Annotated in this window: 8 protein-coding genes; 5 read left to right on the top strand and 3 right to left on the bottom strand. The window is 61.0% G+C overall.

Annotated elements, in window-relative coordinates; genetic code table 11:
* Positions 1 to 21: 21 nt before the first annotated feature.
* On the top strand, positions 22 to 819 hold the full coding sequence (locus AKV04_RS03935; protein ID WP_235815530.1) for an SDR family NAD(P)-dependent oxidoreductase: 798 nt from the start codon (positions 22 to 24) through the stop codon (positions 817 to 819).
* Positions 820 to 957: 138 nt separating this feature from the next.
* Here AKV04_RS03935 and AKV04_RS03930 read toward each other — a convergent pair whose 3' ends face one another.
* Positions 958 to 1,896 carry a LysR family transcriptional regulator gene (locus tag AKV04_RS03930; RefSeq protein WP_054005173.1) on the bottom strand — a complete coding sequence of 313 codons (939 nt, stop codon included), beginning with the start codon at positions 1,894 to 1,896 and terminating at the stop codon, positions 958 to 960.
* A gap of 91 nt (positions 1,897 to 1,987) precedes the next feature.
* Between AKV04_RS03930 and AKV04_RS03925 the strand changes: the two genes are divergently transcribed.
* A complete protein-coding gene (locus AKV04_RS03925) occupies positions 1,988 to 3,223 on the top strand; it encodes a urate hydroxylase PuuD (RefSeq protein WP_054005172.1) in 1,236 nt (411 codons plus the stop codon).
* 62 nt (positions 3,224 to 3,285) lie between these two features.
* On the opposite strand, the gene AKV04_RS03920 is transcribed toward AKV04_RS03925, so the two are convergent.
* Positions 3,286 to 4,077, bottom strand: coding sequence for a peptidoglycan-binding domain-containing protein (locus AKV04_RS03920; RefSeq protein WP_054005215.1), 792 nt, complete (start codon positions 4,075 to 4,077; stop codon positions 3,286 to 3,288).
* Between the two features lie 370 nt (positions 4,078 to 4,447).
* Here AKV04_RS03920 and AKV04_RS03915 point away from each other — a divergent pair, with 370 nt between their 5' ends.
* Positions 4,448 to 5,401, top strand: a complete 954-nt coding sequence (locus AKV04_RS03915; protein WP_156317350.1) for a DUF2971 domain-containing protein — start codon at positions 4,448 to 4,450, stop codon at positions 5,399 to 5,401.
* Between the two features lie 149 nt (positions 5,402 to 5,550).
* On the opposite strand, the gene hrpB is transcribed toward AKV04_RS03915, so the two are convergent.
* On the bottom strand, positions 5,551 to 7,977 hold the full coding sequence (gene hrpB / locus AKV04_RS03910; RefSeq protein WP_054005170.1) for an ATP-dependent helicase HrpB: 2,427 nt from the start codon (positions 7,975 to 7,977) through the stop codon (positions 5,551 to 5,553).
* Positions 7,978 to 8,243: 266 nt separating this feature from the next.
* Between hrpB and meaB the strand changes: the two genes are divergently transcribed.
* Positions 8,244 to 9,218: a methylmalonyl Co-A mutase-associated GTPase MeaB gene (gene meaB / locus AKV04_RS03905; RefSeq protein WP_054005169.1), complete on the top strand. Its 975-nt coding sequence runs from the start codon at positions 8,244 to 8,246 to the stop codon at positions 9,216 to 9,218.
* Positions 9,219 to 9,540: 322 nt separating this feature from the next.
* Entirely contained in the window at positions 9,541 to 14,187 is a 4,647-nt protein-coding gene (locus tag AKV04_RS03900; protein WP_054005168.1) for a beta strand repeat-containing protein, read from the top strand.
* Positions 14,188 to 14,282 lie beyond the last annotated feature (95 nt).

The following is a 14,282-nucleotide window of genomic DNA, read 5'->3' as shown; positions in this document are numbered from 1 at the left end:
CTCCAATAAGAGTCCTCCGGCATGGTGCATGAAATCCCTCTCAAAGGTCAGACCATGCCCAAACTCGCCCTCGTCACCGCAGGCCCCTCCGCCATCGGCCACGCGCTCGTGACCGCGCTTGCGGGTGCTGGCTATGACATAGGCTTCACCCACCTCAACCAAACCGAAGCCGCCGTCACCCTGATCGCCACCGTCGAAGCCCTCGGCCAACGCGCCCGCGCTTGGGAATGTGACGCGGGCGACGCCGCCGAAACCACCCGCTTCCACGCTGAAGCCGCCGATTGGGCCGAAACTGCCCCCTCTGTCATGGTCAACAACGCAGGCATCCAAACCTGGTCCAGCCTCCTCGACCTGAACCCGGATGATTGGGACCGCACCATCGCCACCAACCTGCGCGGCACCTTCCTCAACACCCAAGCCGCCGCGAAAGCCATGATCAAGGCAAACCAGCCCGGTGCCATCATCACCCTCGGCTCCGGCTGCAACAAACTCGCCTTTCCGAAACTGGTCGATTACACCACCTCGAAAGGCGGCATCGAGCAATTCACCAAAGTCGCCGCTGTTGAGCTCGGCCCCCACAACATCCGCGTCAACTGCATCGCCCCCGGCGCCATCGCCACCGCCCGCACCGCCGCCGAGGCCCCCGATTACGACGCCACTTGGGCCCGCGTCACCCCGCTGCGCCGCGTCGGCTTACCGCAAGACCTTGCCGGACCGCTGCTATTCCTGATCTCAGACGCCGCCGCCTTTGTGACGGGCCAAACCCTTTGGGTCGACGGCGGAGCCTTTAGCCAAGCCAACTGGCCCTACGAGACTTAAATCCCTAAAATTTATCTAAAATTTTCGTTTCATCTTGGCAAAAATATCCCCGCCGGAGGCGTAGGTGTCAACGCCGAGCACCGCCCAGTCGTTCGCGCGGGCGGTGCGGAGCCCAGTTGAAACCGGGTAGGGCGGGGCTTACCCCGCCATTGCTACCGAACGCCCCTCAATCGCCCCGCGTACCGCATCGCGCACATGCGCCGCCATGAAATCGGTGAACAGCTTCACCTTCGGGTCCTTCAACCGCCGATGCTGCGACAAACTAGAAAGCTGCGTCGGCAGAGGCGGCGTTGCCGTAGCTACCGGCACCAAAGCCCCAGACCGCAAATGATCTGCTACCTCAAACACCGGCTTCATCACGATGCCGCGCCCATCCAGCGCCCAGCCGGTCAGCACATCGCCGTCATCGCTCTCAAACGGCCCGGTGATCTCATAACGCCGCACCCCGTCGGGGGTCTGCAATGCCCATTGAAATTCCTTCGCGCCGGGAAACCGCAGGTTCAGACATTCGTGCTTGTCACCCACCAAAGCCACCCCATCCGCAGGCATCCCCCGCCGCGCGATATAGGCGGGCGCGGCGCACAAAACCCGCGGGCAATCGGCAATCAACCGCACCTTCAGCGTCGAATCTTCCAAAATCCCGAGATGAAATGCCACATCCAAGCCCTCAGCCGTCACATCAATGATGCGGTCTGAAAGCCGTAGCCGCACATCAATCTGCGGATACATATCCTTAAAAACCGGCACATGCGGCGCAATAAACCGCCGCCCCACCCCCAGTGGGGCCGAGACAAAGATCGTCCCCCTGGGGTTTTGTGTGACATCCATCACCGCCGCTTCGGCCTCGTCGATGGCCTCCAAAACCTTCTTCGCGCCCTCAAAGAAAATCCGGCCATTCTCGGTCGGCTGCAAACTCCGCGTCGTGCGCGAGAATAGTCTCACCCCCAAATGCTTTTCCAACTCGGATATCCGCGCCGAGGCCACCGCAGGCGAGGTGCGCTGATCCCGCGCCGCCGCCGACATCGAGCCCAACTCATACACCCGCACAAACATCTTGATCGTGTTGACATAGGACATTTTCGCGCCAATCTTGAAAGTATTCCCCGGTTTTTCAGGATTAACAGATCAATGCTGCCCGGTATAGCCTGCTGAAAACAGGAGACTACCGATGTATGACTGGGTTGTGCTGTGGGAATGGGTCGAACTCGCCGCGCGCTGGCTGCATGTCACCACCGCGATGGCGTGGATCGGCTCATCCTTTTACTTCATCGCCCTCGACCTTGGCCTGCGCAAAACCCCCAGCTTGCCTGCCTTAGCCCATGGCGAGGAATGGCAAGTCCACGGCGGCGGCTTCTACCACATCCAGAAATACCTCGTTGCCCCCGAGATGCTGCCCGAACACCTCACCTGGTTCAAATGGGAAAGCTACACCACATGGCTCTCCGGTTTCGCCATGCTGTTTCTGGTCTACTACCTCGGCGCCAACCTCTACCTGATTGACCCCGCTATAGCCGACCTCAGCCAAACCCAAGCCATCGCCATATCCCTCGCCTCCCTCGCCTTCGGCTGGATCGCCTATGATCTGATCTGCAAAAGCCGCTTCGGCGACGACAACACCCGGCTGATGATCGGCCTGTATATCATCCTCGTCGGCATGGCTTGGGGCTACACCCAAGTCTTTTCCGGCCGCGCCGCGCTCCTCCATCTCGGAGCCTTCACCGCCACCATCATGTCCGCCAACGTCTTCATGATCATCATGCCAAACCAGCGCATCGTGGTGGCTGACCTGAAAGCAGGCCGCACCCCCGACCCGAAATACGGCAAGATCGCCAAACAACGCAGCACCCACAACAACTACCTGACACTCCCAGTATTGTTCCTGATGCTGTCCAACCACTACCCCTTGGTGTTCGCCACTGAATACAATTGGCTGATCGCCTCCCTCGTCTTCCTGATGGGCGTCACCATCCGCCACTGGTTCAACACCAAACACGCCCGCAAGGGCAACCCGCATTGGACATGGTTCGTCACCGCAATCATCTTCCTGATCATCGCATGGCTCTCCACCGCCCCGATGCGCCACCGCCCCGAGGAAGCCGCACTGAACGGCCCATCGCTTACCTACGCCAGTGGCCAAGGCTTCGACGAAGTCGTCTCCATCGTGCAAGGCCGCTGCTCAATGTGCCACGCCGCCGAGCCCGCCTACGAGGGCATCTACTGGCCCCCGAAAGGCGTCGTGCTGGAAACCCCCGCCCAAATCGCAGCGGAAGCCAAACGCATCTATATGCAAGCCGGCCTGACCCACGCGATGCCCCCCGCCAACCTCAGCTACATGGAAGACCCCGAGCGCGACACCATCCGCCGCTGGTTCCAATCCGCAGGGCAGGGCGGTCAAAGCAGCTAAATGAGCCATAAAAAAGGCCGCCCAAACCGATGGGCGGCCTTGTTAACCTTCAGACCACAGCCTCAGCCGCCCGACTGCCGCCGCAGCAACCGCAGCTGATCCGCCGTCAGATAGCCGCTCGCCCGTTGGTTCTCGTCCCGCTGCCACGCCGCCAAAGCCCGGCGCGAGTTCGCCCCCAGATCGCCATCGACGCCATAGGTATTATAGCCCAATGAGGTCAGCCGCCGCTGCACCTCGCGCCGCTCGTCATAGCTCAGACCCAGCAAGCGCTCCTCAAGCTGATCATCGCCTGCCGAAGGCCCAGTTGGCGGCGTGGGCTGCACCTTGTCCCCCGCCTGCTGCGCAATCAAATTCACCTGCCGCGCCGTCACATATCCGGTCACCGCCAGCTTATTGGCTTTCTGCCACTGACCAATCGCGCCGCGAGTCTTAGACCCCCACAGCCCATCCGCCACCCCGGTTGGATAGCCCACGGCCGTCAACTGTCGCTGAATCAAAACCCGCTGCGTCCGGCTCAGACCAATCGAGGCCTCCACCTGCGCAGCAGAGGCCCCCGCAGGCGGATTGCCCGGATCAGGCGTGCCCGGATAAGGGTCCACCGAGGCCCCCAATTTCACCAGAGCCTGCTGCGCATTTACCCGGTAAATCCCCTTCGGATACTGGGTCAAATAGCCGCGATACCCCCGCACCGTGTTCACCCGCTGCGCCTCGAGATAGGCCTTCTTGTCCATCTCCTGCGCAATCAAAGACTGCGCAATGCCCGAGACAACATCACCCAAATCAGTCTGCGCATGGAGCGGAGCCACCCCCGCCAAACTCGCCACCAGCACCATCGGCAAAGCAAAATTCCGCATCATCATCACCCTTTCGCTCGGAAGACCGCACGGGTCCCCGCTCATCAAAGAGATAACGCGCGAGATGCGGAACGGTTGCGCAGAGAATTGCGGGGCGGCGGTCCTACGATCTAGCAAGCGAGTAAGTGGCTCCCCGAGTTCACCAGCCCCAACCCGGTTCATCCTCTGCGCTCAAATATCCCCGCCGGAGGCTCTTATGGGCAACGACCAGTGCGACTCCATCCGCCTCGGTCCGTTGCCCATAAGGCTGAAAGCGGTTGGGCAAGGGGCGTAGTGCCAGAGAACCTGCCTCCAGTAAATCGAGCCTTTCCTGCCCTGTCATAATGAAGGTATGCTGTACTGATTGAGGCACTGGGGAGGCGATATTACCGTGGAATTCGACGAAATTACGTTAAAATTCAAACAGATATTTCAGCCAAAAATTGTTGACGAAGTCATGGCTGTTGCCGCTCAACAAAAGAGATTCGTTTACTATACCTCGGCGGATACGGCGATTAAGATAATAAGAAATCAAGAGCTGTGGTTCAGAAATGCCTCAGTCATGAATGACTACTCGGAAATTTTATATGGGCTGAATTTGATCGTTGCGGTTTTTAATGGACCAGAAGGAGCAAGGTTTCGTGAAGCCGTCGATGATATATTTCCAGACACAATAAAGCAAGCAGATGAACTTCTTTCGGGATGGAGGCATGATTGGCAATTTGAAACTTACATTGCATGTGTTTCGGTTCACGATCCAAAAGAAGACAAACGAGGACGGCTTTCGATGTGGCGTGCCTATGGAGACACCGCCTTGGTGGTGAATAATACGCCGATGATCGCAATCACCGATCTCCTTGCCGTGTTCTCAATCCCGGTGCTGTATCTTTCTGAGGAAGGCTTAACTGAGCACCTTTCCCAGATCACGAACGCTATTCTTATCAACAGAAGATACTTGCTAGGGTTGGGCCAGCAAACTCTCGTTGCATACATTCACGACATGCTGTTCCGATTTGCAATTGCAACGAAACACCCCGGGTTCGAAGAAGAAAAAGAATGGCGATTGTATTATCGCCCAACGGAAAGAACGAGTCCGAGTATGACAGCGGAAACCGTTGTTATGGGAAATGTACCGCAGTTAGTTTACAAACTTCGATTGGCCGACGAACCTGAGAATGGCCTGCATGGTGCCGATATTCCCTCCCTAATTGATCGAATAATTATTGGTCCAACGCAATTTCCATATGTGACTTACAAAGCGTTTGTGGGCGTTTTGGAAGGATTGGGCGTTGAAGGAGCCGCAGAAAAAGTGGTTGTGTCAGATATTCCACTTCGCGTTGGATGAGGGCGCAAAGTTTTCAAACAGTTTGGGTGTAAGCCAACTATAGAGCGGCGGCCCCACGCCCCCCCCAAACCTTAACACCCCCTTAACACCCCACCCCAACCTCCTGAAATTCCCCATAAATCCAAACGGTCCCAACGCGGGACCGCCCCTCAAGTCCCCCGAGGCTTGGCCCGCAAGGTCGGTTCCGCAACCGTCGGGTCCTCCGGCCAGGGATGCCGCGGATACTGCCCCCGCATATCCTTCCTCACATCCGCATAGGATGATTTCCAGAACCCCGGCAAATCCATCGTCACCTGAATCGTCTTCTGCCCCGGCGAGGTCAAAACCACCCGCAGCGGCAACCGTTTCACCCCCACCACCGGATGCACCGTGACCCCAAACATCTCCTGCAGCCGCACCTCAATCCCCGGCACCTCGCCATCATAATCAATCGGCACCCGCCGCCCCAACGGCGTCTCAAACGCCCCCGGCACCAGCTTATCCAAAGCCGCCACCTGCTCCCAAGACAGCCGCGCCCGCAACGCCTCGGTCAAATCAAACCCGCGCAAATCCGCCTCAGTCCGCACCCCCGCCAAATGCGGCAGCAACCAATCCTCCGCGCTGTCTAGCAACCCCTGATCGCTGAAATCCGGCCAATCCGAACCACCTCCCCGCGCCAACTCCACCCGAGCCCGCAACCGCCGCGCCGCAGCCGTAAAATGCAGGCCATTCAGGCGCATCCCCTCCAGCGCCGCCCGCGCCACCGCATCGGCAGGCGCATCCCAATGCACATCCGCCAGCACCAGCGCGCCAAAACATTCCTGCCGCCGCGCCATCACCCGGCCCTCGCGTTTCGACCACTCACAAACTTCACGCCACGCGATCTGATCGCCGAAAACCGCCCGCAACTCCGCCTCACTGATGCTGACCGCCTGCCGCACCCCAGCCTCGCGCGCATCGCCATCCAGATCCGTCGCCACGATCAACCGCGCCCCGGCCAGCGGCACACCAGCCGCCATCACCGCCCCCTTGCCGCCCGACAGCACCCAGCGCGGCGCTTCGCCCTTCCTGCGCAGCCCCACCCGGTCGGGATAGGCCAGCGCCGCCATCTGCGCCAAACTATAGCCAGCATCCGCACCACTCACAGACCGCGCCAAGCGCCGCGCCTCCAGCTTCACCCGCTCCACCACCGGCCGCAAAACCGGCCACGGATGCGCCGCCTCAAACCGCCGCAGATCCGCCACCGCCGCCAGCCGCAAGCCCAGATCCGGCGGCGCGCCCTTCAACACATCGCGCTCCCCCAGCACCGCCGCCAAGGTCGCAGCCTCTTGCCCTACGACAGCCAACATATGCGCGAGCCTTGGATGCAACGGCAAAGCCGCCAGCACCCGGCCATGCAGCGTGATCCGCCCGCCCTCAAGTGCGCCCAACCCCTCCAACAGCGCACGCGCCTCCGCCATCGCACCGACATTCGGCGCGGTTAGAAACCCGACATCACCGCCCCACAGTGCCAGCTCCAGCGCGAGGCCGGTCAAATCCGCCGCCTCAATCTCCGCCGGGGGATAGGCCGCAAGCCCACCTTCCTCACCGCGCGTCCAATACCGGTAACATACTCCCTCAGCCACACGCCCAGCCCGGCCCCGTCGCTGTTCCGCCTCGGCCTTGGTCACCCGCTCGGTTACCAACCGCGACATGCCAGAGTTCGGATCAAACCGCGCCCGCCGCGCCCGCCCGCCATCGACCACCACCCGAATATCCGGGATCGTCAAAGACGTCTCGGCAATCGAGGTCGCCAACACCACCTTGCGCCCCACAGATGGCCCCAAAGCCGCCCTTTGTGCCGCAAACTCCATCGCGCCAAACAGGGTGCGCACCTCACACCCCGCAAGCCCCGAAAGCATCGCTTCAACCCGCCGAGTTTCCCCCTCACCCGGCAGAAATACCAACACGCCGCCCTCGGTTTCCTCCACCGCCTGCCGCACCAAACCCGCCACCCCGGCCTCAAACCGCATCGAGGTATCAGGACTGCGCCCCAGCCAGCGCGTCTCGACCGGATAGGCCCGCCCCATCGAGGTCACCACCGGCGCATCGCCCATCAGCGCCGCCACAGGGCTCGCGTCCAAAGTCGCCGACATCACCACCAACACCAGATCGTCGCGCAAAGCCCCGCGAATTTCCAAAGCTAAAGCCAACCCCAGATCGGCATTCAAACTCCGCTCGTGAAACTCGTCAAAGATCAGCGCACCCACACCCGTAAGCCCCGGATCGCTCTGGATCATCCGGGTCAAAATCCCTTCCGTCACCACCTCAATCCGCGTCGCCTTCGAGACCTTCGCCTCGCCGCGAATGCGGTAGCCCACCGTCGCCCCAACAGCCTCGCCCAAGGTCTCCGCCATCCGCTCTGCCGCAGCCCTTGCTGCCAAGCGCCGTGGCTCCAGCATCACGATCCGCCCTGCGATCAGCCCCGAGGCGAGCAGATCCAGCGGCACCAATGTGGTCTTGCCCGCCCCTGGTGGGGCCTGCAAAACCACCATCCCGCGCGCCGCGGTCGCGGCGCGCACTTCCCCCAACACATCTTCTATCGGCAATCTGGTCATAAGGCCTTATCCCGCAACCGCTCCGGCTTGGCCAGCAGCAGGCAAAAAGAATGAGTATTTAGAAAAGAGCAATTCCTTGTCAGTTGCTCTTTTTGAAATACTCCCGCGCGGCGCGCTTCCAGCAGGCCCGCCAAACCAACGCGGCAGATTTACTCCTCGGCAGCGCGACCGAGAGGCCCCTCGATGGGGCCCGAGGTCGCTCCTGTTTCAAGGTCACACTGGCAAAACGGCCCGCGCTCAGGCAAAACCGCGCAAAGGGAGTCGCCATGGATCTTGCTCACCTCGTCCCAAGCCTGCAATCGGGCGACCGCCGCAGTCTGGCCCGCGCCATCACGCTGGTGGAAAGCGCGCGCGCCGATCACCGCGCGCAGGCGTTGGAATTGTTGCAAGCCTTGGGCAGCGACAAGCAAGCCTTGCGCATCGGGCTTTCCGGCACGCCGGGGGTGGGTAAATCTACCTTCATCGAAAGCTTCGGGCTGATGCTGACCGGGCAGGGCAAGCGCGTCGCGGTGCTTGCGGTTGATCCGTCATCAGCCCGTTCGGGCGGCTCGATCCTTGGCGATAAAACCCGGATGGAGCATCTGTCCCGCGATCCGCGCGCCTTCATCCGACCCTCGCCCTCCCAAGCCCAGATGGGTGGCGTGGCGCGGCGCACGCGCGAAGCCGTGGCACTCTGCGAAGCCGCTGGCTTTGACATCATCCTGATTGAAACCGTCGGCGTCGGCCAATCCGAAACCGTGGTGGCCGAGCTCTGCGATCTGTTTATCCTGCTCTTGGCCCCTGCGGGCGGCGATGAATTACAGGGCGTCAAGCGGGGCATCATGGAGATGGCTGATCTGATCCTCGTCAACAAAGCCGACGGCGATCTGAAACCCGCCGCGATGCGGACCTGCGCCGATTATGCAGGTGCGCTAAGGCTGTTGCGCAAACGCCCGCAAGATCCAGCGGGCTATCCCAAGGCGATGACCGTCTCGGCGCTCGAACAGGCGGGGCTGGCAACGGCTTGGGCCGAGATGCAGGCTCTGGCCGATTGGCGGCGCGCGCAGGGCCATTGGGCGGTGCGGCGCGGTCAGCAGGCGCAGCATTGGTTCAAGGAAGAATTGCGGCGCGGCTTGCTCGCGGTGCTGGAGCAAGAGCCGACCAAGGGCATCGTCGCAGCACAAGGCCGCGCCGTCGCTGAAGGCCGTTGCACGCCCGAGGCTGCCGCAGCCCAGATCTTGACCTTGCTGCACCGCAGCTGATCACCAAGCTTTGATCATCGCGCGCGGGCAGCCCGTCGCGGATCGATTCGGACCCAAGCGGTCTTAACGATCATCTGGCGGCAAAATGCGGCAGCCCAGCGGGGCTACGCCATTTCCGTCATTAATTATAATATAACAACATCAATATGGTAACGATGGTGATGCCGCGCCAGCTTTGCCACAAGCTGCCGTGCTTTTGCTGCAATTCGCGGCATTTTCGGAAATTTCCGTCCAATTTTGGCCCGAAGTCTCACCTATCCCTTTATGCAATCACCCTTTGTCCTCCGGTCTCCCGGCGGCCCTTAACCTTGGAGCTTTAAGAATGGCGACTTTTACCGGCGGAACTGGAAACGACACGGTCACGGCAACGGCAGGGGCCATCAACGACACCTTGACCGGCCTTGCGGGCAACGACACCCTGATCGGCCTCGGCGGGGCTGACCTGCTGGATGGCGGTTCCGGCATTGACACGGTGGATTACACCGCCAGCGCCGCTGCGGTGAACGCGAACCTTGCCACGCTCAGCGCCACCGGCGGCGATGCGCAGGGCGATACCTATATCTCGATCGAGAACATCATCGGATCGGCCCTCGCTGACACGCTGACGGGCGATACTGGCAACAACGTGTTGACGGGGGCTGCGGGCAACGACCAGTTGTTTGGTGGCGCGGGCAATGACAGCCTTTACGGCGGGGCTGACAACGATCTGATCGCAGGCGGCGCGGGCAATGACGTGATGGACGGCGGCGCGGGCACCTCGGACACCGTTGATTATAGCACCTCGGGCGCTGGGGTCTCCGTCAACCTGACCACAAACAGTGCCACCGGCGGCGACGCGACTGGCGACACCATTGTCAACTTTGAGAACATCAACGGCTCGGCCCTTGACGACACACTGACGGGCGATGCTAACGCGAACATCCTGACGGGCAACGCAGGCAACGACCTGCTGAGCGGCCTTGCGGGCGCCGACAGTCTTTACGGCGGTGCAGGCAATGACGTGCTGCTGGGCGGCACCGGCAACGACCGCATCGACGGCGGCGCGGATGTCGACACCGTCAGCTATGCGGCATCCACCGCAGCCGTCAGCGTCAACCTGACCACGGGACTTGCTACCGGGGGCGAAGGCGCGGACACGTTGGTTGCGATTGAAAACATCATCGGCTCTGCGTTTGCCGATACCGTTATCGGCAATACGGGTGACAACGTGATCTTGGGCGGTGCAGGCGCAGACACCCTTGATGGCGGCACAGGCAACGACATGGTGGATTACAGCACGTCGGCTGCGGCGGTCACCGTTAACCTGTTCAGCGGTGTGAACATCGGCGGTGACGCCGAAGGCGACATTCTTTCTAACTTTGAGAACATCCGTGGCTCGGCGGGCGCAGATAGCCTGACGGGCGACAACAACGCCAACATCCTGATCGGCGGCGCAGGTGCCGATACGCTGGACGGCGGCGAGGGTGTGGATACGGTTGATTATTCGGCCTCGTCGGCCGCTGTGACCGTTTCGGTGGTTTCTGGCTCGACCGGGTCGGGCGGCGATGCACAAGGCGACCGCCTGTATCGCATCCAGAACCTGATCGGCTCGGCCTTTGCCGACTCGTTGACGGGCGACGCCTTTGTCAACGTGCTGACCGGGGGAGCGGGCAATGACACCCTGGATGGCGGTGGCGAGAACGACACCATGATCGGTGGCGTCGGCGATGACACCTATTATGTAGGCTCCTCTGCCGAACTGATCATCGAGAACGCCGGAGAAGGCAACGATCTGGTGATTTCTTCGGTTGACTTCATCCTTGGCGCCAATATCGACCGCCTGACGCTGACCGGTTCGCTGGATCTCAATGGCACCGGCAACGAGTTGAACAACATCCTGATCGGCAACAGTGGTAACAGCAGCCCCGGCACCATGGGCAAAAACATCCTGCGCGGCTTGGCGGGCAATGACACCATCTATGGCATGGATGGCGGCGATGTGCTGGATGGCGGCACCGGCAATGACAGCCTGATCGGCGGCAAGGGCAGCGACTTGTACCAAGTCGACAGCTTAAATGACGTGCTGGTCGAACTGGCCAATGAAGGCATCGACACAGTTCAGACCACAGTGAACTGGACCTTGGCTGACAATTTTGAAAACCTGTTGCTGGACGATACGGGCAACATCAGCGGTATCGGCAACACTGTCGCCAACCTGATGACCGGCAACTCTGGCGACAACCTGCTCTCCGGTCTGGAGAGCAACGACACCCTGATCGGCAACGCAGGCAATGACACGCTGAACGGCGGCACCGGGTCTGACTCGATGATCGGCGGCGCTGGCAACGACTACTACTACGTTGACGGCTCGGGCGACACCATTGTCGAGCTCGACGGCGGCGGCATCGACACGATGGAAAGCTCTGCCACCATCACGATGGACCGCTGGGTGGAAAACCTGATCCTGTCGGGCAGCGCCAATATCAACGCCACGGGGAACACCTCTGATAACATCATGACCGGCAATACCGGCAACAACTACATGACGGGCGGCACCGGCAACGACACCCTCTATGGTGGCGCGGGCAATGACAGCTTGGATGGCGGCATCGGCAATGACGTGGCTGTAGGCGGCGTCGGTGACGACACCTACACCATCAACGCCACCGCCGACGTGGTCATCGAGCAGCCGGGGGAAGGCAACGATACCGTCATCACCGGGGCAACCTGGACGATGAGCGACAACATCGAAAATCTGCAGATGAACGGCGCTGCCAGCATCAACGCGTTCGGCAACGCCTCGGCCAATACGATGACCGGCAACGGTGGTCAGAATATGTTGCAAGGTCTGGCGGGCAATGACACCCTCTACGGCGGTGCGGGCGGCGATACGCTGGACGGCGGCGTGGGCAATGACGTGCTGTATGGCGGCATCGGCAACGATATCTTCATCCTCGACAACGCCAATGACGTGGTGGTCGAGAATTTCGATGAAGGCATCGACACGGTTCAGACCACGTTCAACTACACCCTGCTCAGCAACTTTGAAAACCTGACCCTGCTGGGCACTTCTGGCCTGAGCGGCACTGGCAACGCTGTGGCCAACGTCCTGACCGGCAACAGCGGGGCCAACCTGCTGTCTGGTCTGGCGGGCAATGACGTGCTTTACGGCGGTGCTGGCAACGACACGCTGGACGGTGGCACCGGCAATGACTCGCTGTCGGGCGGCGATGGCGATGATCGCTACATCATTGACAGCGTCGATGACAAAACCTTCGAAACCAACACGGGCGGCACCGACACGGTGGATTCAACCGTCAACTGGACACTGCTGTCCTTTACCGAGAACCTGAACCTGCAGGGCAGCGCCAACCTCGAAGGCCATGGCAACAACCTCAACAACATCGTCAACGGTAACACAGGCAACAACCTGCTGACCGGCGAGTCGGGCAACGACAGCCTCTACGGCGGCACGGGCAGTGACACGCTGAACGGTGGCTCTGGCAATGATGCGCTGTATGGCGGGACGGGCGACGATTTCTACTATGTCGACTCGCTGAACGACACGATCACCGAAGCCAGTGGCGCTGGCAGCGATACGGTCAGCTCTACCGTAGACTGGACGCTGAGTGCGAACCTTGAGAATCTGGTTCTCGCAGGGTCTTCGGGTCTGAAGGGCTTTGGCAACAGCGCCAACAACCTGCTGACCGGCAATATCGGTGCCAACCTCCTGAACGGCATGGCGGGCAACGATACGCTGGACGGTGGGGCAGGGGCCGACACGCTGAACGGTGGCACCGGAAATGACTCGATGATCGGTGGCTTTGGCAACGACACCTACTATGTCGACTCGCTGAACGATGTGGTGTTCGAACTGGCCGCCCAAGGCACAGATACGGTGTTCTCGTCCGTGACCTTCACCCTCGCCGACACGCTGGAAAACCTGACGCTGAACGGCGCGGCGGCGATCGACGGCACCGGTAACCTGAACGCCAACGTCATGATCGGCAACGCAAACGACAACTATCTGTCGGGCATGGCTGGCAATGACAGCATCACTGGTGGCGCTGGCAACGACACTCTGGATGGTGGCATCGGCAACGACACCATGGTCGGCGGTCTGGGCAACGACACCTACATCGTTGACAGCGTCAATGATCGTGTCACCGAACTGACCAACCAAGGCACTGACACGGTTTATGCTTCGGTAAGCTACGCCATCCTGTCTCCGGTGGAAAACCTGACGCTGACCGGCACGGACAACATCAACGCCACCGGCAACTCGTCGGCCAATATCCTGATCGGCAACGCGGGCAACAACCTGCTGTCGGCTGGGTCCGGCAACGACACGCTGGACGGCGGTGCGGGCAACGACACGCTGGACGGCGGCGGCGGTGCGGACAGCCTGTCGGGCGGCTTGGGCGATGACACCTATATCATCGACCACCTCAGCGATGTCGTCACCGAAGGCGCCGATGCTGGCACCGATCTGGTGCGATCTTCGGTCAACCATGTGCTGGGCGCGAACTTCGAAAACCTGATCCTGACGGGCAGCTTCGGGGTGAACGGCACCGGCAACGAGTTGAACAACGTACTGACGGGCAACTCGGGCAAAAACGTGCTGAACGGCATGGCCGGGGACGATACCTTGGCGGGCGGCAGCGGTGCGGATGTGCTGATTGGCGGCGCCGGGGCGGATCACTTCGTGTTTGTTGCGGCCTCGACCTCTCAGGCGACCATCTCGGACTTCAACGCCGTGGACGGCGGTTTGGCCGAGGGCGATCTGCTGCAGTTCGTGGGCCTGCTGACCGGGACCTTCGCCTATGTCGGCGACGCGGCGTTCTCGGGTACTGCCAACACCGAAGCCCGCTTCATCGCTGGCGCCCTGCAACTGGACTTCGACGGCAACGGGGCCACCGATCTGACCATTCGGATCACCGGGTTGACGGATCAGACCCAGATTTCGGGTGGCGACTTCCTGTTCACCTGATCGGGAAATCAACTCAAAACCTCAGGGCTGGCCGATGTATCGGTTGGCCCTTTGGGCATTTATGATCGTAAATGTCGATCAGAGACGCGGGCCAA

This window comes from Cypionkella psychrotolerans, from assembly GCF_001294535.1.
Classification (GTDB): domain Bacteria; phylum Pseudomonadota; class Alphaproteobacteria; order Rhodobacterales; family Rhodobacteraceae; genus Cypionkella; species Cypionkella psychrotolerans.
The sequence above is the reverse complement of the archived record's forward strand: the minus strand, read 5'-3'. Positions and strand labels throughout refer to the sequence as shown.